We start from the raw sequence: 21,418 nt of genomic DNA on the forward strand, positions 1-21,418 counted from the left end.
CAGGGATCTAGAAATAGTACAACTTGACCTGTTTGAAATTGGCAAGGGGGGTGTTTTTCAAAATTCAAAAACACCCCCCTAAATTGTAAAACTAGACCAATTATGAAGAAAATCTTAATTTAGTCGGATGACAGTAATTTTCAATTGATATTTCTCCTTTAAATGTGCTAGGCTCTTCATAAAAAGACCAACGAAAATTCAAAACATTACCATCAGGATCAAAAGACTCAGAAGCATCCAACGTAATGATATCGCCAGCCTTAACTGTTGTGTACAATACACTCTTACTTTTATCTCCATTTAAAATTGCTATTGGATGATGATTAGCGTCAGAATAATTTGAAGTTATGCTCCATTGCATCCTCGCTGCAAAATCATTGTTGTAACCTTGACTCCATTTCGTAATCGCTTTATTCCCATCATCAGAATTACCAAACATGAAATAAGGATCATACCTGGACTCCGCATCTTCCTGAATTTTATAAACCTCTGACATACTTCTGATTCCCTCCAACTTCTTTAAACCAAATCGTCCTCCCCAACCTCCTTGATCTATTTGTTCAGGATCATTCAAACCATTAGGGTAAACATGCATAAATGATGGACTGTCCCCTTCAGGAGCGTATTTTGTATCAGGATACATTTCACCCAATGGCCCGATTTGAATTTGTCTACGATAGTAATCAGTATTTTTTGGAGGTAACCAGCCATAAACCTGAGTGGCCCTGATGTAAAATAACTCTGGAAAATTTTTTGCAATCCAAGCACCAGCATCATCTTGCCCAAGTATATCAAAAAGCCGAAGTCTACCTAAAAATTCATTTAACTCATCTTCTGATCTTGTTGCTTTAACTTTCCAGATAGCTTGAGCAACAGTATTCATCCCTCCCCATCCCATTACCCAAACTGGGCGTGGATCATCTTTATCGACAGCTTGGATTATCAATTCTGAACCAGGACTATCCCTGCCTTCCCCTACATCATTCATTCCGTAACCAGTCTGACCCACAACAGATATTGATTTTAAGTACTCATGCGTAGGATAACCTTCTGCATGAACAGATAAATTTGGATAAACTTCCCCGTAAGCATCCACAATTCTATTGAGCATATCAGTGCTACTCTGATTTTTTTTCCAACAGCCCGTGGAAACAATTAAACCCTCAATGTCAAATTCATTCGCTATCACTAATTGCCTAACGAGTGATTGTTCATCATCAGGATCAGCACCAAGATCGGTGGTATTGATTACTCTAGGCTTCAAATAATCAACCTTTCCTTCATCGGTAGTCTTACTAAACCCAAACTGAATTAGGGCAAAAAAAGTAATTAAATAATTTTTTAAATTATAATTCATCCAGATTTCTTTATAGTCATATCAAGGGTAGTTTTTTTAACTACCCTTGAATCAATTATTAAATTACCTTCTCAACAACCTCTGAACCTCTAAATAGGCAGGTTTAGGTTGTAATTGCTCATCCAACAAGAATGGGAAATGTTTTCTTCCCGGAGTATCCAACCAAGAAGCATCGTCACCAATACCCCAAAATGTAACACCCGTGATGACATCGCTATAATCTAATAAAACCCGGAATATTTCAGGATAGGCAATTCGCTGCCTCATGTTAAATTGCTCCGTGTAGATTGTAGACCCTGGCTCATTTGCTGATAAATAAACAGATAAATCCAACTCAGTAATCTGAATTTCCACTCCTAATCCTCTAAAAAGCTCTAAGGTTGTCCGAAGGTCTTCAACCGATGTACCCACATTCCAATGTCCCTGCAAACCAACCCCATGGATAGGGATATTATTATCCTTCAAGCGCTTCACTAAATCAAATATTTTATTGCGCTTCCAGCTAAAGATCGAATTGTAATCATTGTAAAACAATTTCGCATCTGGATCAGCTCTATGGGCATATACGAAAGCTGAATCAATGTAAGCAGGTCCCATGATTTTGTACCAAGGAGAATCTTCCCGATAGATAATCTGACCATTGGGATCCCAGTCAAACATTGCTTCATTCACAACATCCCAAGAATCAATCATTCCTTTGTAACGAGTCATTACTGTGGTAATATGCTCTTCCAGCTGCTTCATAGCTACCTCCGGTGTATGAAGTTCTCCGTTTTCATCATAAAAAAACCAATCCGGTGTCTGAGAATGCCAAGTCAAGGTATGCCCTCTGAGTTTCATGTTATTTTCTTTAGCAAACTCAACAATTCGGTCTGCCTGAGTCCAGGTATAGGTTCCTTTCACTCGTTGTATAGCATCCGGCTTCATGACATTTTCAGCTGTCAGGCTATTAAAGTGTTCTGCAAGTGTTCTTCCATGCGGTGTACGTACATCCGTATGCGCAGGTGTAATGGCCGCCCCAATAAAGAAATGGTCCTTAAACAGTTCTTTTAAAGGAATAGGTTGATTAGGATTATCATTCAGCTCAGGATTGACATCATCAGGAGATGAACAACTGATGATTAGCAGCATAAAAGCTACTAACATAGAAAAGTGATGTGCGTAATTTTTCATTTGTGGTCAAAGTTTAATGGTACTCTTTATTAATTTTTCACTCTTTTGAGATTTACCTGACTTGTCTTTCCAGGCTAGTTTTTTGTAAATCTCCAATAATCAAAATACAGGATGTTACTCGCTGCCTTGCCTTTGAATACAAAATATAAATCATGTACTCCGCTCACATCTGCAACATCCCCGCTCACGATCGTCCATCGATCGTCCCCTCCTGTCAATGGAACAGACACCTCTGTTAACAGTTGACCATCTTTGCTTCCTACTCTAACTTCCATACTTACGCCACCATTATGTGTCGTTCCTACCCTTGCATAAAACTTGCTCGGGCCTTGATCTCTAAAATCAACTCCTGCTACTTTAATATAAGACTCGTTCGTGGTCGCTACTACAAAATTCCCAACCACCGAGTTACTTCCTGCTTTCACTCCCTCAGACCAAGCAATGGTCTCGGCTTCATTTTTCACATAGGGATTGATTGAACCAAGACTCTTAGTAATTCCTGCCGTCATTTTCATGGGTTTAATTGTCCCATCAGCATTGAATTCTACTTCCTCTACTGCCACAGATCTCGTAAACCCACTACCACCGGGAAGTGCCCCATTATGATAAAAAAGATAGGTCTTACCCTTGTAATCGATAATTCCGGGGTGATTGGTAAAGCTTCTTCCCTCAGCAGGCATTAATACTCCTTGATATGTCCATGGCCCTAGCGGACTTGGACCGGTTGAATAGCCGATATGTTCAGGTAGCTCCCCACCCGCAAACAGCAGGTAATACACATCATTTCGCTTATACATCCAAGGGCCTTCTTCGTAGGTAGTGGGCCTTTTAGGATCTTCCGCCTTTCGTTTTCCGAAAGCCTCAATCGTATTGGGAAATTGTCCGATTTCTCCACTGAGGGAAATCATATCCTCGTTGAGTTTGGCATAGTGACAAACCGGATTACCCCAATAAATGTATGCCTGACCATCATCATCAATGAATACCGCGGGATCAATATCAGCCATACTATTACTGATCAATGGCTTACCTAATGGGTCGATAAATGGCCCATAAGGACTATCTGAGACCGCTACACCAATTCCATTTCTATTATTCAAATCTGTAACTGGCACATACAAGTAAAACTTCCCATTCCGCTCTATGGCATGTGGGGCCCAAGCATTGATTTTCCCCCAACTGAAATCCTTGTAGGACAACACCGACCCATGATCAGTCCAATTGACCATATCCTCGGTCGTGTAAAGTCTCCAATCATTCATGGTAAACCAAGTAGAACCTGGTTCATCGTGCGAGGTATAGAGATATACCTTGCCATTGTACACTAAGGGAGCCGGGTCGGCAGTGTAGGACGTTTGGATAATCGGGTTTTGCGCCCAGGCACTCCTTATTAGGAAGAAAATCAGCCCTATCGCTACACTTGCTATATATTTTTGATATACCATCTTTGATTTACTTTTGATTCGTTAGTACAAAGCCACCATTTGGCTGAATGGTGACCGTATATTCTCCATTCGCTCCGATCTTCACAGACTGAACTGTCGATTGCTTTTTGCTATCATCGTTGTACAACAAAAGGTCTTTCCCTTCCAACATCGGGAGCTTAAGCTTAACCGTTTTTGCTTGTTTTTCTGCATTTACACCTGCGATGTACCAATGTGCCCCTTCCCTTCTGCCTATCACACTGTACTTTCCAGGATATCCAGCTAGGTAGCGTGTTTCATCCCAAGTAGTGGGCAACTTTCTTAAAAAATCTAAGACAAATGGTTCTACTTCCTCCAAATTGTTGGGGGTCAAGCCAAACATTTGAACAGGGTTTTGAAAGAGAACTCCTGTTGCTAATTGGAAAATATCAGTCGTTAAGCGCTCTTGTCCTCGACGGTTGCCTTTGTTTAGAAACTTATTGAGCAATACTCCTCCATACTCCATCCCTGCCACTGAATTTCTTATAAACGGATGAAGAGTGGCATAGAAAGCCTCTTTCTCTCTGGTATCCTGAACGAAAATCAACATCTCCGAAGCAATTACCGCTTCGCTTCCAACAAAATTGGGATACATGCGCTCCCAACCTCTTGGTAAAGTAGCTCCATGGAAAATGATCATCAAACCATGTTCATTGGCCTCCACCAAGATATCTTCATAAAGGCGCATGGTCTCTTGCTTATCCCCACCAAAAAAATCCACTTTTAAGCCTTTCACACCTGCTTCTTTTAGCCACTTCATCTCTTTTTTGCGAGCTATTGAAGTATTCATTTTATGCAGGGGAGTTTGAAAAGCATCGTTTACAGTTCCATTTGAATTATACCACAGAAATACATCAACGCCTTTGCTATTGGCATAGCGAATTAACTCCTCCATTCGATCATAGCCGATTCTTTCATCCCACCAAGCATCAATCAAGATATATTCAAAATCCATTGCGGCTGCCAAGTCGATGTAGGCAACTTGGTCTTCATAATTCATGCTATTGTCCTGCCATACAATCCAACTCCATGTTCCTTTTCCAAACTTATAATTTTGACTTGGTTCATAAAGTGGTTCGACAAGATCGTAAGGAATGGTAGTCTCTACAATCGGTTGAAGAGTTTCTCCAATGGTCAACGTTCTCCATGCAGTATACCCAGGAAGTCCAATTTGAGCACCAGTACTTCCGAAACCGTCATTTTGTTCCTGCTGAGGATAAGCCACCGTATATATTCCATCCTTGATGGGGCTGAGATGAGCACCTACATAATTGCTGCCAACACCTGTTTCAGAAAGTAGCACCCATGCATCTGAATCTATTTTAAACAAGCCTGGAAAAACATATCCATAGCTGGCAATTGTTTTTTCTAAAGGTTCATCCACTACATAACCGCTTTCATAACTTGGAGCTGTACGCGCAAAGCCTGTCATCGGTCTCATCATATTGGATAAAAATGCCGTGGTCTGTTCAGGAAATTTGAATCCAGAAATCTCTTTCAACACTACTGCGGCCCTTATCTCTCCCCATTTAGGCAGCTCATATCGAAAACCAATATCATTATCGCTAACTTGAAAATGAACTGAAGCTTCCTGATCCTTACTGTTTTTGAAGGTGTACAGGAGTGTATTTGCATGGTATTGGTTATGGGATTGTTTGATTCTTCCTTGTGTGTAAGACTTCCTTACTTCCGAAGTACTTGACTTTACGAATGTCAATTGCTCCTGAAATGCTTCTGCGTTAGTTTCCAAACCCAGTGGAGAATTTTCAAGCACTTTCTTTTGATTGAGAGCAACATTATACATCAGTTGACCATTTTCTATGAAAACTTGAAGCTTTAACTGACCATTGGGGCTAGCTACTTCTTGGATTTCTTGGGCATGCAAAAAAGAAGAAAGCAAAAAGAACAGCGCCAAAAAGCCTCCCCTCATACTTTTAGTGAAGGATTTTGCATTGACGTAATCGTTTGAATACCAAATAAAATATTTATCTAATTGCATTGACTCCCTCCTTTGTTTGAATTATCGGTTGGATAGTTCCATCCTCGTTGTAGTACATATAGTCAATACAAATTGATCTTCTATAACTTCCTCCGGTAGGTAAAGCTCCATTATGATAGAAAAAATAATCCTTCATTTCATAATTGGTAGATGTAACGGATGCTGTATCGTGACTTGTGTAAAGATAAACAGTCCCATTATGTACAATGGGTGCAGGATCAGCAGTAAAAAAATCCCGGATGATAGGATTCTGCGAAAAACCTGAATGAAAGTAAAGGCTAAACGTAAGTATTAAAAGAATTTTAAATTTAGTTTTCATGTGGTTTAGGTTTGAGGTTTGGAGGAAAACTTTCCCAAAGTTCAGAACTTTGGGAAAGTATAGCGTTCATTCATCTTTCGTTTGTCTAGTTGTCGAAAATCGAATAAAAGCCTATTTAAATTTCACTTGGTAGGTTTTAATTACACCTCTATAATCACAGGTCACCACAGCTACTCCATTTTTATCTTTAGCTTGCTCAATTGAGATTTTCACCCCAGAATTATCAGCTTTTGCGGTTACTTTTGGACTTCCTTGAGCATCTGCCGCTATGTCAGCATTCACTTCATACAGACCATACCCGACAATTCCATTTTCATTGGTAGATCTTACAGGAGTTTCTAGAACTTCAACCGATTGACCATTGACAGCAATGCTAATCTTAGGAGAAGTAGGTCTATTCAGTTTTTTACCTTTCGCACTGAAACCCAATCCGAGCAATTCAAACAACCCTTCATCAGAACCCGCCTCAGCAACCAAGAAGATCGCGTGCTTTTTATCCAATTGATCTAGGAATTGTGCAACATCGATTGTAAACTGAGTAGGTTTTTGCTCAGAGTTGGCTGGCACCTCGATTACACCAATTTTGGTTCCTTTCCAAGTATCATTGGCATACGGACCATCCAGCCACACATTGACTTTGAACGCTTTATCTGTCTGAGGAGTCAAGAATAGATTGAAGGCTGTCTGATTTCCTTCTTTGGAGCCTTCGAATGCTTTCAAACCCAACTTATCTTCATTCAAACCACCAAAACCAAAATATTTATAGCCTATGATGTGTCCATTTTTCACAGGGGATATGGACATGTGGTTATCCCAAATATCCCAAGAGTCTTGCTGAATACTGATATCAGACAAATACGCTGCATATCCTGCCGAATAGTAGCGATAAGGATCTAAGCCAAAGACATGAAAACCTTCTGAGGTTACTTCGGCTCCCGTGTATTCTCTCCCTTCCTTGTCTTTTGCTGTCCATTGTTGGTTTGGCGCATATGGGTCAAAAGCACGGATTTTAGCCCCTCCACCTTCAGCCACTGGTGTATTATCTACTTCAATTGTGATAGGTGCTACTACAGGTTGGCGAGCAAACCCAAAGCCTCTAGGTGGCTTGTGATAAAACACATACCATTGTCCATTGATCTCTTCAATACTTCCATGCGTATTGTGTCCTCCATTGGTCAGGATAATTGCAGAACCATCTTCATTCAAAACAGGGCCTCTGGAATCCACCAATACTCCTCCACTTTTCCATGGGCCAAGCGGAGAATCTCCTACTGCATATCGCAAAGTTGAGTTGGTACTGCTTACGCCATATTCAGGACCTGAGTAGCCACTAAATACAGTGATGTATTTGTTCCCTACTTTTCTGATGGAAGAAGCTTCAAAGAAATTGAAAGCTCCTAAATCCTCTTCATCATAAATTGCTGGATAGGCCGTACCCTCAGGATCTCTTAATGCTCCATAACGACTACTTGCAGGTAAAAAGTAAGGAATTACTTCCGTGCCTGGTCTCAAAGAATACATGGTGTTTTGATCCAACTCCGCCGCTAGAGACCTTTGAAAGCCCCAAAAGCCATAGGCTCTAAAGCCAATCTCAAAATCTGGATCATTCGGATCCGTGATATAATCGATATAAACCGCCGGATCAAAACCTAAAATACTCCCTGGAACTGTTCTTCTTCCATCTTCGGTCATATTGATCGGCGTAAATGGCCCGTCAGGTCTTGAACCCTTTGCTACCATGGCTTCTCTACCAGGTCCTCTACTGTGAGGATATAAGTAGTACTTTTTTGTCCCATCTTTACGCTTGACTTCTACCAAATCCGGAGCATACATCACATCCCACTGATCATCTATTTCATAGGTAAATATGGCTCCTTCATCTCTCCATTGGGTCAAATCCTCCACGGGAGCAGACCACATCCGGATATCAGGCCCACAATAGCTTGTAAACCTTACATCGTGTGAACCAATGATATAAGCTCGATACTTTCCAGGATTATCTGGGTCTTCAAATACTCTCGGTTCTCCATCCGGCACATGCTCCCATAAGGGTAAATAAGGATTCCCTGGTATCGTGTGCACATATTTACCATCAACCACTAAAGGGGTTTGACTTGGCGCCTGCTGACCACAGGAAATCAGAATCCATAATGCATTTAAGAATGCGATTGGAAAGCTCTTTATTTTTATCGATAAGCTGGTCATTTTCATGTTTAGTTAATAGGTTGAGTTTGGATTGGCTTTCAAATTCAAAAGACAGTGGCTTATTTAGTGGGATTCACTTAAGGAAACCCTGAGTTAGTTATGGCTTAATATCGTTGCTAGTTGTCGCATAGAGACCGATCATATTTCCCGTGAATCCTCCCGCCACATTGGTAGAAAGAATATCACCTGACACCACCCCACCGAGAGTTGTAAACTCTATCCCGTTCAGTGAGTAACCGAATTCAAAATCATCGCCCGTAGCCTTTACTTGAAGGGAAATCGGTTTGGACAAATCAACTTTGGTGCTTGCCAAAACTTGGGACTTTACTCTTCTATTTCTACCGTTTCCTTCTGCTTCTGTCCTTTCCAAAAGCAAGACAAAGTCATTTCCAATTTTGGTCACGCCAAATACATAATGAAAGGCCTCACTTTGCACGCATGTAATTCCTGCTAGGTCTTTATTGGAACTTGGCTTATAATCCAGTTCAGTCGTAAACGAAAAATTCTTGTGTTGCTGTCTGTAAAAGAGTGTAGAAGTAGGCTTCATTTCTTTCATATTGACGGCGAAAGGAGCGATTTCAGCCCCATTTTTAGTCATTTTCAAAAAATCTTCTCTAGGGCCTCGCAAGCCAATCCAACGGAAATCCAACTTGTTCCCGTCAAATTTCTCTGTGTAAGTGAAATTACCATTCGGAAAAAACCCATCCTGACCTGTTTTATTTTCAGTCACCCCCGCAGGCATTTTTAATTTTGGCTGGATTGGCACCAATCCATTTTCAAATACCGGCCACTCTCCCGACCAATCTACTGGAAGAATAAACGTTTCTCTTCCGGTATTAACTCTGTTTTTTTCATTGGGACGAATACCTAAAAATACGCCATAATATTTGTCGTCAGGTCCTAAGACCAAGTCTGCATGCCCTGCCCAATCCACTCGATTATTTCTATTACCAAAATATCGTTGTGTTAAAATAGGGTTGGACGGAGCCGGAATATATGGACCCATAGGATGCTCACTTTTGAAAATCACCTCACTGTGATTACCACCCGTACCACCTTCAGCACACATCAGATAGTATGCATCATTCTTTTTGTAAATATGTGGTGCCTCAATCCAAATTGGATTCTTCGAAGGATCTACTCCACCATCAACAATGATTTTATCTGTGCCAGCAATGACTTGATCATTTTCCAAATCATATTCCCAGATTTTAATGACACGATGTCCACTGTATCGTTCTTTCCCTGGATCTGGAGCATCATTGTGGACGACATAGGCTTTTCCATTGTCATCAAAAAACATCCCCGGATCAATACCGTCGAATTTCAATTTGATCGGATCACTCCAGCCTTGAAATGGATCTTTGGTTTTGACTACAATGTTTCCAAAATCTCCTGCAAACTGTGTGGTGATCATGTAAAACGTATCATTGTAAGGATTATACTTGATGTCTGGTGCAAAAATTCCCAAAGCAATAGGTGCATCAGAAACTTTCAATTGAGATTTTCGGTCCAATACATGCCCAATCTGTGTCCAATTGACCAAATCTTTGGAATGAAAAATCGGAACCCCTGGAAACATCACAAAAGATGATACGACCATAAAATAATCATCTCCTTTTCGGGTGATTGCTGGATCAGGATAACAACCCTGCAAAATTGGATTGTAAAACTCATCTGGTCCAAGTGGGTTATCTATATACACTTGATCTTTACCCTCGTAGGTCGCATATTTAAATAGCGGATTTTTCGATGCATTTCTTTGAGCAAAACTCTGCCCAAAAGAGATGAATAAGCAGGTAATCAGTAACCAGCAAATACGGTAGTTCTTCATTCGTTTATAGGTTTGATACATTATAATTCGGTTAAAATTGACAGCATTTTTTCCCCATAGCGCGTCCCGAGTTCTCGGTATCCTTGGGTTGAAAAGTGTAAACTATCACTGAAAGCCTCACATCCTTTCGAGGAAATCACATGCGCTTGAGAGATATAGTCAGGCAAGGTTTGGATGATTGGATTCATACTGGCACATCTCCCCCCTTGATCTTCACCCACTACTTCACCTGCCAGTAATGGCACTGATTCAGGAGAAAGGTTTAGGTCCTTCAACATACGGTCATACACCTTTTTCACTTTCAATGGCCACTCTTTTTCACCTGTATTCGATTCCCCCTGATGCAATAGAATTCCTTTGATGACTCCTTGTTTTTGGGCTTCCTTGGCTAAGGAAATCAAAGCACCATACGGATCACCTTCATAGTGGCTCGTCGTATTTTTCAACCAATCAGGAGAAGAATTGAGATATTCCAGCCTAGCTTCTTCATCAAAGAGCTCTATCCTCGTCCCTCCAACAGCCACATTGATAACACCTACCTTGATGTCCTGTGGAAGATTCTTTACCAGCGTTCTTCCAAAGTAATCTAGGGGAGTGATACCGGTATTGCATCGGGCAATGGGGGCGGTAGCAGGGTACCAATTTCCACGCTTACGCCCTAAATCAGGACAATCCACAGCTGCCATCATCAAAAAACGTTCGGATGTCTCTTGATCTTGGGGCTCATAGGGAGAAAAACCCTCCATATTCGATTGTCCGAATGCTAAAAACACATAGAAATTGGGGTCAACCTCATCCTGTATGACTGTTCCTGACTCAGTCATATGTACCAGAAAAGGGGATTTGGTATCTGCGATCAAATAGTATCCCGTCACAGTAACTAAACCAAAAACAAATGCCCAAACCATTAAACTTTTTCCCATAACGATTTACTTCTGTGTTAACTGAATAATTTCACCTGCTTTGGTATTTATTTCATATTCGTAGACCTTTTTCAATTCAGGCAAGTTGGATTTGTTCATATCATCTACAAATGCCTTGATTTCAGGAACTGAATAAAAAGGATTTGAATTTTCTCCAGAAAATGATTGTAACCCTTTTCCTTTTAAAGGATGATACGATCTAATGATGCAAGTACCTCCCAAATTGGATTGGATACGGATAGCTTTTGCTTGAGAATTTTCCCAATCAATCGCTACTTCAAATCCCCCTCTAGCTCTTAGCCCGAAAACTTTTCCATTTTTCCAGGCATCAGGTAGGGCAGGTAAAATATGAATGGCACCATCATGGCTTTGCAGGAGCATTTCAGCGATCCCTGCGGTACATCCAAAATTCCCGTCAATCTGAAATGGCGGATGAGAATCAAACAAGTTTGGATAGGTCCCCCCTTTTTGTTTGCCATCTGGAAGTATTGCCGGACTTAACTGGTCCTTAAGTAATTTCAGTGAATGATTGCCATCTAGAAACCGAGCCCATAAATTGACTTTCCAGCCCATAGACCAACCAGTAGACACATCTCCCCGCGCTTGAAGAGACACTTTGGCTGCTTCAAATAATTCTGGTGTACGATAAGGAGAAATCTGATTGGATGGATACAGCCCATACAAGTGAGAAACATGCCTATGATCATCCTCTGGGTTGTCCCAATCAAAGAACCACTCTTGCAATTGCCCCCATTTTCCTATCTTCATCGGAGGGAGGGCTGCCATCCGCTCTTTCATTAGCTCCAGCTCAGGATCATTATCGTTGAGGATAGCGGCGGCTGCTAGAGTTTTTCGGAATAAATCCAGCAAAAGCTGATTATCCATGGTATTGCCCATGGCTACAGCAGCTCTATGATGCTGGTATGGAACATTTTCAGGGGATACCGAAGGGGAAACTACCCAATACCCTGTAACCGGATCCTCAATCATAAAGTCTACAAAAAATAAAGCTGCTGATTTTAAGGCAGGATAAACTTGTAATAAGAATGCCTCATTACCTGAAAACTCATATTTCTCCCACAGATGTTGTGCTAACCAAGCTCCTCCTAATGGCCACATACCTGCCTCTGCAAAATCAATTGGGCCGGTAACTCTCCATATATCTGTATTGTGATGCAAAACCCATCCTCTCGCCCCATACATATTTTTGGCTGTAGACTGACCTGACACCGACAACTCCTGCACCATCTGTATGAAGGGTTCATGTAGTTCAGACAAATTGGTGATTTCGGCTGGCCAATAATTCATTTCCGCATTGATATTGACCGTGTATTTACTATCCCAGGCCGGATGCAGTTGGTAATTCCATATTCCCTGCAAATTGGCTGGCTGCCCTCCCGGTCTGGAAGAGGCAATTAACAAATACCTGCCAAACTGAAAATACAATGCTGCCAAATGTGGATCTTCACCTGAAGCAAAGTTTTCAATCCGCTTATCTGTGGGAAGATCAGCCGCAGGAGTTACACCCAAATCCAAACTTACCCTATTGTATAAATTTTGGTAATCAGCAACATGATCTTGAAGAAGGATAGCATAATCCTTTGAAGTCGACTTGGCTAAAACCTCGTTAACTTTAAATGATGGATCGCCACTGATATCCTGATAATTAATAAAATTGGTTGCAATCGTGATGAAAATAAGCACCTCTTCTGCATCAATCACCTGGATATGATCATCTAAAACCTGAAGTTGGCCTGTCTTGGGAAGTAAGAACTTTGCTCGTCCTTCAAAAACCACCTCCCCTTTAATGCCTTCATGATCGGAGGACTTGCCTGTAAATACCAATTCATTTCCTTCCGTGTACACCATTGAATTTCCAGGTCTATCAAAGGAAGCTTTAAAATTTAATGCTGGCAGCTCTTCCGACCTTAGTCTATACACCAACACCTGATCAGGAAAAGAGGCAAATGCTTCAGATGAAAACTTTACACCAGATTTTTGATAGTCTGATCGAATGATTCCTGTTTCTAAATCCAACTCTCTGTAATATTCGGAAACCTGACTGCTATCCTGATGGGTAAGTCTTAAATTCCCAATAGTTTGATAGGGCATCCCATGCACACCACTGAAAAAATTCTCATCGATCAACTGCTGCGCTTTCACATATTCTCCCTCAAAAATCAATTCTTGTACCTGGCTCAATACAGGAAGGGCATTTGGATTATCATTTGTATGGGGCTGTCCTGCATAAAAGGTATTTTCATTTAATTGAATCAATTCATGAGTAGGATCTCCAAAAATCATGGCACCTAGTCGTCCATTGCCAATTGGTAAAGCCTCCACCCATTGGCTAGCAGGTTGCTCATACCATAACTTCCATTCTTGATCTACAACTCCTTCCTTAACAGCACAGGCACTTAAACTGAAAATCAGTAGGCAAATCCAACTATATGTACGAATGTCAATCCTCATGATTCATGTAGTCCTGATTTAAATTAAAGAAAGGTGACCCAATCCAACTCTAGATTTCCATTGCCTTTATACACAAAAACCAAGTCATGTAGACCTTGTACCTTGGCTGACTTAGACTCTTGTATTTCTACCCAGCCATTGGTCGGCTTTACGGGGATTTCTGCAATAATTTTCCCATTTTCCAAAGCTGACCGAACTTGTAGTGTACCCTCGTCATCAGCATTGAATCTTAATTTAATCGCAGCCAATTCATTCGATCCGAAATCAACTTTATTATACCTGACCCAAGAATTATTCTGAGTGAAAACAGACTTCCATCCGTCAAATGGAACTTCCTTATTCAAAAATTCGATTGCATATCCTTGTTGACTTTTAGAACTATATCGGTCAGGATGAATGGGACGTTTCGCATCTGAAATACCGATTCCCCGGTGAGTTGGTGTAACTTTTTTAATGAGTCCTTCAGCTGTAAAAAACAAGCTATCTGCTCGTATGGAGCGATTTTTATCAAAATCAGGGGAAAAATCATTGTGATGATAAAAGAAATACCACTGATCCTTGAATTGGGCTACTGACTGATGATTGGTCCAGCATCCAGTGGGTGATTCATCCATGATTACACCCTTGAATTCAAATGGTCCTTGCGGATGATCTGCGATGGCATATTCAATACGCTCGGTTTGATTTTCTACTCTAGGATAAGTTAGATAATAAATTCCGTTTCTTTCAAACAAGAATGGGCCTTCCTTCAAACCTTTAGACGGAATATTTTCAATCACCCGGGGCTCTTCGGCTAATTCCAGCATATTGTCTTTCAACTTTGCTACAAAAAAATCATGCTGTGACCAATACAGGTATGCTTGTCCATCCTTATCAATAAATACATTCGGATCTATCCCATATACTTGAGGTATAGGGTTTGGTTCAGGAATGAATGGGCCGCCAGGATTATCTCCGATAGCTACCCCAATATTAAATGCAGACCCATTTACAGATGGGTCATTTTGTCTTTCTAAGTGTCCTTTTGCTTTGGAAGGAAAATAAAAGTAGTATTTGCCATTTTTTTCTGCCCCATCGGGTGCCCACATGCTGAAGGATTCCTGATCTGCCCAAGGCACGTGCGATTGATGCAAAGCCATCCCATGGTCCTCCCAATCAATCAAATTATCAGAAGAAAACACATGGTAATCTTCCATACAAAACCAATCCGGTCTACCTTGAGTATGTTCACATCGGATATCATGAGAAGCATAAATGTAAATTCTATCCCCAAAAACTTTGGCACTGGGATCTGCAGAAAACTGATGTCTTACCAAGGGGTTTTGAGCAAAAACAAGTGTTTGCACTATCCATGCAGACAATAACATCATTAATTTCCTGTAAAAGACTCGTTTATTTATCATCGGTATATCTGGGTTTAATAGGTTATAGGTTACTGGGAAATTCTAAAATCACTGAAATCAACCTGCCCGCCCGGGTCACTTGTGGCATAATAGAATAACGCAAAACGATATCCCATAAAATGCGGGAGGGTATAATCCATCTTTAATTGAGGCCCAAGTTGTGACCAAGTGTTGCCATCATCTTCGCTGTAAAAGAAACTTGCTAAGTCTTTTCGGTCTTGAAAATCACAGGAAGCTTTCAATCGTATACGGTCACTGGCGATTATTTTCCCTGGATAAATGACGGGCTGTTCATTTTCTATCAATTCCAACTGTAAGACTTTTTGGCCATCCTTTACTTTTATGCCAATCCAACCATAATGCTTCTGCAAGAGTCCAAGGCCGGTAACATCCCCTTCTTTCAGTTGATCTAAGTGAAGAGTTACTTCTGCCTCACTCGTCGGGCCAAAGGTTCGTTGGGTAAGGGTGTTTCTTGCGGACAACCAGGATTCATCTATTCGATCTGTATGAAAAGAAATCAGTCCTTCTTCTCTATCTATAGACCAAAGCTTATCTACAGGATTATGATTCCATTGCCAGACCAATGGCAGATCAGGCTCATTTGCAGCACGTTTAAAATTATCAGATGCCACAATAGGGGGAATGCTAGTTTGTTGAGCAGGTAATTGATTCAATTCCATAGGAACTTTACCGTTGACACCTAATACAGGCCAGTCTTGTTCCCAAGTAACAGGTACTAAGTATGGTATCCTTCCCACAGCCCCAAAATCTCTGAATAAATAGGCATACCAATCACCATCGGCAGTATCTATTAATCCACCTTGTGCAACACCTTTATCTTCCAAGGCCACTCTCCCCTCATAAGGTCCAAAAAGGTTTTCAGATTTGTGTATGAGGACTGTTCGCATCCCTCCACGTGGCCAAGCGATATTGAAGAGGTAATAGTTACCATCGATTTTAAAAATTTGAGAACCCTCCGCATGAAGCATAATTTCTTTTTCAATGGGAGCATGCGCTTTGGCTACTAAGACCCGTTCTGTTTCCTTCTTGATTCCCGTTAAATCTTTCTTCAGTTCGACAATTTTAATCTCACCGCCTCCCCAAATCATATAGACCTTATCATGCTCAAAAAATAAGGAATGGTCATGAAGGGAAGGACTGAAAGAAGTCGCTTTCCAATTTCCTGACTCAATATCATCAGTCTTAAAGATATAGGTTTTGTTGGTATTTCCCGAAAAAGTGCTGACGTAGAACGTTCCATCATGATAACGAAGGCTACTTGCCCAAGAGCCTTTACCATACATAGATTTCCCATTGTCTAAAGCCAAGTCATCTCCATTATCCAATACATCGTATGCATAATTGAGCAGTTCCCAATTGACCAAATCAGTTGATTTCATAATCGGTAGTCCGGGACTCATATGCATGGTAGTGCTACTCATATAGTAGTTGTTCCCAACCCTAATAATGGAAGGGTCGGGAACGTCTGCATGGATGATTGGATTTTTTGCTTGTTGAGCAAAAACATCACAACTAACTATGAAGAGAAGAAAACTAAGTATGACTGTAAACCTTCGCATATCTACCACGTAGGGATTCACTGATGATAGAATAATTACTGTTGCGCTCGTGCCATGGTAATGATGTCACTCACTACACGCTTTGGTGTATAGTCTCTGTTGAATAATAAAGGGTAATCTGTACGTCCTCTAACAGGCCATCCGTTTTTCCAAGAGTCTCCATCCTGTATTCCCCAGAGAGTCACTCGGGAAATTTTATCATGATGCTTTAAAAACAACCCAAAGAATTCTCTGTAACGTTGATCAAATTTTTGCTGAATGTCATATGGAAGACCTTCCGTATATGGATTTAGTTGTTGCTGATATTCTACATTGGTGGCTATATCAGCACCCATATCTCTTCTTGGGGACGGCAAAACACTTAGATCTAATTCTGTGATCATAACTGTAACGCCAAGATCAGAAAAAGCCAAAATACTTTTTTCAAATTCATCTACCGTAGGATAATCCAATCCAATATGACCCTGCATTCCAATACCATCAATGCGCACCCCTTGCTCTTGTAGATTCTTTACCATACGTACAACGCCTTCTCTTTTTCCGGGATTAGCCATAGAATAGTCATTGTAATACAACTCTGCATCAGGATCAGCTTCATGTGCAAACTGAAAAGCCAATTTCACAAAGTCTTCTCCAAGAATCTGGAAAAACTTACTATTCCTCCAAGAACCATCGTCTAAAATAGTTTCATTGACCACATCCCAACCTTTAACTTTACCTTTATATCTACCTACTACGGTATGAATATGGTCTCTCATTCGCTGAGTCAATACCTCTGGACTAACATCCTTACCATCACTATCTGTAAAGAACCATCTGGGAGCCTGTGAATGCCAGATCAATGTATGCCCCACCATGTGATAATTTCCCTCTAGTCCAAGTTCAATAAAACGGTCTGCCATCGTGAAATTAAACTCTCCCTCTCTAGGTTGTAGCATGCCACTTTTCATTACATTTTCAGCTACAATGGAATTAAAGTGCTCCCGAAGGATTTTTAAACCTTTTTCATCTGTTTTATTGATATGCGCATTATTTAATGCCGCTCCTAGAAGAAACTTGCCTTCAAAAGCAGATTGAAGGAATAATTCTTCATCATTTACCGGGTAATCTTGCGTAGAAAATGATGTTAACAAGATCATCGAAAATAGAAAGGCGATTTTTTTCAAATGTGTCGTTTTCATAGTTTTTTCTTCTAGTGGTTATCGGGTCAATCAAGAACCGCAGATTGTTTTTTTGTTGGCATATTCTCTAAACCAGTTGTAAACAGGGTAAGCGCATGCCTCCGGGTTTCTATTGTAGGCAATGTCACCTTGGGGGTCTCCATTATGAATGAGATTTTCAGGCATCAATAAATTCCAGCTCACATTCCCTGATTCATCTGCCAAAACCTTAAAATTGGAACCAAACCCCCACGTACCTGGTGTGCCTGTCACACCTCCTTTACCCCAAACCAAATATTCTTCAGGCCCCCAATCGATTTCTGTGATTGCTATGGGCGCTATATCAGCAACTGGCTTGATATGGGTATTCCAATTCCTTCTAAAAGTCACTGGATCATTGTTATCCTGTCCCCAGTAACCTGGATAAATGTGGACAGCGTAGCCATAATTCTCATCTTCAATGGGATTATTGGGAAATCCTCTGTAATGCGATTGATACCCAGACCCTGGAATCCAGAGTACATTTTCTGCCCCATTTGCTCTAATCATATCCACCATAGGTTGGAAAAAGAGTTTCAGTGCATCAAAATGTGGTTGCGTATCGCTTCCATATACGCCGTTAGTACCTAAAATTTCAATAGGCTCATTGGCAAGCTCAAACATGACATGTTTGCGGTTTTTCAATTGGGGTAATTTTGAAATATGATCCCAAATCCTCATCAGGTAATCAAAGTATTCATCCCCAACCGCTATTCTTTGCGGACAAACTCCAGGCGGTCTCAAAATCACATACATCCCTCTACTTTCTGCATGATCTATCAAGGGTAATACAACTTCCTCTATTGAGCTCACAAAACGTGCAAAGCTGAATCTGGAAATATCATGTTCCGGTATTGGAGGACCCGGCTCATTGCTCCAATAAGGATCCATATGTAACCTAATCATATTTAAATACCACTCACCATTCCCATCGGATAAGGTGTTCATCACTGCCCGGTTATAATTGAGGCATCCTCCTACATCATAATCATTCCATCGCCAGATACCCACGTGACCACCATTAAACCATGGACTTGTAGTAATGGCAACTCCATGAAGCAGTACCTTATTTCCACAAGGGTCCACCAAATGCCTTCCTTCCACTTTTAATTCCGGTGTAGGGATAGGCCAAGAAGCATTAGCAAACTCTTCATCTCTAGAGTCATCGGGATTTTCCTGTACCACCTCCGGCAAATCATCAGATTCGATGGTATTACATGAGAAAAAGAGTATCAGGAAACCTATGAAAATAGGTTTTAAGCGTGACATGATTATGGAGTTAAATAGTGGTTAAACGAGTGGATAGGTAAGATTTTTTTTGCTTACTGAACTGAATCAAAGGACAGGAAAGTCATCAAATACTTTCCTGTCCTTGGATTCAATTATTTTTGAATTCCTTCTGCAAATCCAGCATAGGCATGCTTACGAGTCAATGCAGAATTCCAAAGTCCCGATCTAGCAGAATCAGTACCATCTATAGGTGCAGCAAGTGAAATTCCATATTGCTGATTCATAGGAATCAATGCTAAATAAAGATCTACTACTTGCTTATACATATCACCTTGTGTGATCAAAGCGACCAAGGATGGCTGGGAATCATTCAAACGGATTTCCAAATCAGAAATTTTGATCTTCTTACCTGTTGCAGCCAACATTCTAAATAACTCGGACACGTTTTGCATGTTGGAGTTCAGGTTTAATACCATCTTGGCTGCAATCCCATCCACTTTCCCACCATTCTCTTCTATGTAAGAAACATAATCCATTAGTGCTTCTGCTTTGCTCAGATTGGATTCCATACCACTCTCACTGATAAACAAAACATCATCGGGATTCCCATGCTGTCTTGCCAATTTGAAAGCATCTACAGCATAATCTTTCCCAATGAAATCCTGCCAATAGAACTCACCATCACCTAGCGTAAGCCCTTGCCCTGTCCGGATGAGTCCATTATTGGATGGATGAATCGGTTCAGAGACAACCTCTCTTACCTTAATATCATTCTTTGTTTGAGAAACAAATTCACTGATCCATCGCTGCATTTGCGTACCAACAATAGAGGTTTTTTCAGATGGTGTTTTTTCCACAATAGTAGTAGATCCTCCTGTAAATGATTCACTCGCTAACACTACTTGATCTATGTAAACAGTCCCTGCAAACTCTCCATAACTGATAATAAATCTGTTTCTATCAGACGCTGTTGCAGTGGTAGTAATGGATACAAATCTCCAATCACGGGTAACAAATACTTGCCCAAAACCATTGGAAGAGAAATTAGGGCTTTGCAATTCAGGTCGAATCACACCTTCAGCATCACCTCTCACCCAAAAGCTCAGACGGTAGGTATCACCTTCTGTAACAGGGGCAGCTAATTGATAAAGCGTTTGCACTTCCCAAAATCCCCCAGTCAGTGATGGATTTGTTACAAAAAAAGCGCGGCCTGTATTTCCTACACCCATTCCTTCTTCTGTAACTCCACGAACAGAATTGTTACCCCATCCACCCCAAGCAATACCGGAGTCGAAATCACCACCAGAAATAAGATTATTAATCACTGGATCACCTTCCAAATCATACACGTACAAATTGTTGATATCCAAGAAATATGTAACACCAGGCTGGAAACCTAACTCAAGATTGAAGCGGAAACTATCTCCTGTAAAGTCACTCACTCTAAAACGAATTTCCTTCCAAGAAATACTAGTTGTGAAAGTTTCTGTGACAGGGCCAGAGCCACCCCAAGCTAATTCAGGCTCATTATTGCTCAATCCTTCAAAAGTAAATCTACCTTCACCCGGTTGATCGGATTTGATATAGGCAATAACTTCATAGGTTCTTCCTGGAATAATATCAATCATAGGAGAAGAAAACCTTAAGTCAGATGGGTTGCTACTTACACCAGCCTGTAATTGTATGGCAGGTGTACCCGATCCCATTCCTTCATTAGGCACAAAAGAAACTCCTTGAGAGAAAGACCAATCATCCAAATTACCAGAACCTAAAGCACTTACATTCAACTCATTCATGAATGCCGGAGAATTCACAATAAGAGGAGCTAAGAGACCATTGAGAAATCCTGAATTTTGGTTACGGTGCCAAATCAAGGGATTACCAAAAACATTGATTTCCCTTGTATCTGCTAATTCTAGTAGAGACTGCACTTGGGTCAGATTCAGGTTCCCATTATTCTGTACAACAGAACGGTGGTCCATTCCTGAGGTAGGTGAAAACTCATTAAAGTTTCGATTGATCAATCGAAAGCGGACTCCCTGATTGGTATAATCACTCATCGGCAATGAAACACCCAATCTAAAATTAGGACTACCTAATTCCTCTACATAATTCAACAAATCTCCAAAGCTATTGATCTGTTCTTGCATCTCAACGCTCAAGGGTTTTTCTACCTGGAAATCATCCAAGGCACCAAAATCCGCACAGGATGCTAAGCTGAACAATCCTACAACACCAACAGAATAGATAATTTTTTTCAT

14 protein-coding genes are annotated in these 21,418 nt (G+C 40.8%); all 14 read right to left on the reverse strand.

What is annotated here, in order from left to right; genetic code table 11:
• Positions 1-100: 100 nt before the first annotated feature.
• Positions 101-1,357: a nucleoside hydrolase-like domain-containing protein gene (locus ACXIUD_RS00005; protein WP_458050586.1), complete on the reverse strand. Its 1,257-nt coding sequence runs from the start codon at positions 1,355-1,357 to the stop codon at positions 101-103.
• A 63-nt stretch (positions 1,358-1,420) separates the two neighbouring features.
• Positions 1,421-2,530, reverse strand: a complete 1,110-nt coding sequence (locus ACXIUD_RS00010) for an endo-1,4-beta-xylanase (RefSeq protein ID WP_458050587.1) — start codon at positions 2,528-2,530, stop codon at positions 1,421-1,423.
• Positions 2,531-2,604: 74 nt separating this feature from the next.
• On the reverse strand, positions 2,605-3,975 hold the full coding sequence (locus tag ACXIUD_RS00015; RefSeq protein WP_458050588.1) for a glycoside hydrolase family 43 protein: 1,371 nt from the start codon (positions 3,973-3,975) through the stop codon (positions 2,605-2,607).
• Positions 3,976-3,982: 7 nt separating this feature from the next.
• A complete protein-coding gene (locus tag ACXIUD_RS00020; protein WP_458050589.1) occupies positions 3,983-5,992 on the reverse strand; it encodes a glycoside hydrolase family 97 catalytic domain-containing protein in 2,010 nt (669 codons plus the stop codon).
• Positions 5,979-6,311 (reverse strand): hypothetical protein, encoded by a 333-nt coding sequence (locus ACXIUD_RS00025; RefSeq protein WP_458050590.1) that lies wholly within the window; start codon positions 6,309-6,311, stop codon positions 5,979-5,981. Before ACXIUD_RS00025 ends, ACXIUD_RS00020 begins: the two co-directional genes overlap by 14 nt.
• Positions 6,312-6,422: 111 nt before the next feature.
• Entirely contained in the window at positions 6,423-8,522 is a 2,100-nt protein-coding gene (locus ACXIUD_RS00030) for a hypothetical protein (protein ID WP_458050591.1), read from the reverse strand.
• Positions 8,523-8,613: 91 nt separating this feature from the next.
• Positions 8,614-10,350, reverse strand: a complete 1,737-nt coding sequence (locus ACXIUD_RS00035; RefSeq protein WP_458050592.1) for a glycoside hydrolase family 43 protein — start codon at positions 10,348-10,350, stop codon at positions 8,614-8,616.
• Between the two features lie 20 nt (positions 10,351-10,370).
• Positions 10,371-11,273: a sialate O-acetylesterase gene (locus tag ACXIUD_RS00040; RefSeq protein WP_458050593.1), complete on the reverse strand. Its 903-nt coding sequence runs from the start codon at positions 11,271-11,273 to the stop codon at positions 10,371-10,373.
• A gap of 6 nt (positions 11,274-11,279) precedes the next feature.
• Positions 11,280-13,745, reverse strand: a complete 2,466-nt coding sequence (locus ACXIUD_RS00045) for a glycoside hydrolase family 95 protein (protein WP_458050594.1) — start codon at positions 13,743-13,745, stop codon at positions 11,280-11,282.
• 23 nt (positions 13,746-13,768) lie between these two features.
• Positions 13,769-15,148, reverse strand: a complete 1,380-nt coding sequence (locus ACXIUD_RS00050) for a family 43 glycosylhydrolase (RefSeq protein WP_458050595.1) — start codon at positions 15,146-15,148, stop codon at positions 13,769-13,771.
• Positions 15,149-15,177: 29 nt separating this feature from the next.
• Positions 15,178-16,728 carry a glycoside hydrolase family 43 protein gene (locus tag ACXIUD_RS00055; RefSeq protein WP_458050596.1) on the reverse strand — a complete coding sequence of 517 codons (1,551 nt, stop codon included), beginning with the start codon at positions 16,726-16,728 and terminating at the stop codon, positions 15,178-15,180.
• 35 nt (positions 16,729-16,763) lie between these two features.
• The gene (locus tag ACXIUD_RS00060) at positions 16,764-17,909 is read right to left on the reverse strand and encodes an endo-1,4-beta-xylanase (protein ID WP_458050597.1); all 1,146 of its coding nucleotides are present in this window, start codon (positions 17,907-17,909) and stop codon (positions 16,764-16,766) included.
• 30 nt (positions 17,910-17,939) lie between these two features.
• Entirely contained in the window at positions 17,940-19,196 is a 1,257-nt protein-coding gene (locus tag ACXIUD_RS00065) for a cellulase family glycosylhydrolase (RefSeq protein WP_458050598.1), read from the reverse strand.
• 113 nt (positions 19,197-19,309) lie between these two features.
• Positions 19,310-21,418 carry an endo-1,4-beta-xylanase gene (locus ACXIUD_RS00070; RefSeq protein ID WP_458050599.1) on the reverse strand — a complete coding sequence of 703 codons (2,109 nt, stop codon included), beginning with the start codon at positions 21,416-21,418 and terminating at the stop codon, positions 19,310-19,312.

Source organism: Mongoliitalea sp. (assembly GCF_054166905.1).

Bases quoted from the DNA above. Each gene is read 5' to 3' on its own strand.
- ACXIUD_RS00045 (WP_458050594.1), bottom strand. From the start codon at position 13,745: ATGAGGATTGACATTCGTACATATAGTTGGATTTGCCTACTGATTTTC.
- ACXIUD_RS00040 (WP_458050593.1), bottom strand. From the start codon at position 11,273: ATGGGAAAAAGTTTAATGGTTTGGGCATTTGTTTTTGGTTTAGTTACT.
- ACXIUD_RS00065 (WP_458050598.1), bottom strand. From the start codon at position 19,196: ATGTCACGCTTAAAACCTATTTTCATAGGTTTCCTGATACTCTTTTTC.
- ACXIUD_RS00005 (WP_458050586.1), bottom strand. From the start codon at position 1,357: ATGAATTATAATTTAAAAAATTATTTAATTACTTTTTTTGCCCTAATT.
- ACXIUD_RS00055 (WP_458050596.1), bottom strand. From the start codon at position 16,728: ATGCGAAGGTTTACAGTCATACTTAGTTTTCTTCTCTTCATAGTTAGT.
- ACXIUD_RS00070 (WP_458050599.1), bottom strand. From the start codon at position 21,418: ATGAAAAAAATTATCTATTCTGTTGGTGTTGTAGGATTGTTCAGCTTA.
- ACXIUD_RS00020 (WP_458050589.1), bottom strand. From the start codon at position 5,992: ATGCAATTAGATAAATATTTTATTTGGTATTCAAACGATTACGTCAAT.
- ACXIUD_RS00015 (WP_458050588.1), bottom strand. From the start codon at position 3,975: ATGGTATATCAAAAATATATAGCAAGTGTAGCGATAGGGCTGATTTTC.
- ACXIUD_RS00030 (WP_458050591.1), bottom strand. From the start codon at position 8,522: ATGAAAATGACCAGCTTATCGATAAAAATAAAGAGCTTTCCAATCGCA.
- ACXIUD_RS00010 (WP_458050587.1), bottom strand. From the start codon at position 2,530: ATGAAAAATTACGCACATCACTTTTCTATGTTAGTAGCTTTTATGCTG.
- ACXIUD_RS00050 (WP_458050595.1), bottom strand. From the start codon at position 15,148: ATGATAAATAAACGAGTCTTTTACAGGAAATTAATGATGTTATTGTCT.
- ACXIUD_RS00025 (WP_458050590.1), bottom strand. From the start codon at position 6,311: ATGAAAACTAAATTTAAAATTCTTTTAATACTTACGTTTAGCCTTTAC.
- ACXIUD_RS00060 (WP_458050597.1), bottom strand. From the start codon at position 17,909: ATGAAAACGACACATTTGAAAAAAATCGCCTTTCTATTTTCGATGATC.
- ACXIUD_RS00035 (WP_458050592.1), bottom strand. From the start codon at position 10,350: ATGAAGAACTACCGTATTTGCTGGTTACTGATTACCTGCTTATTCATC.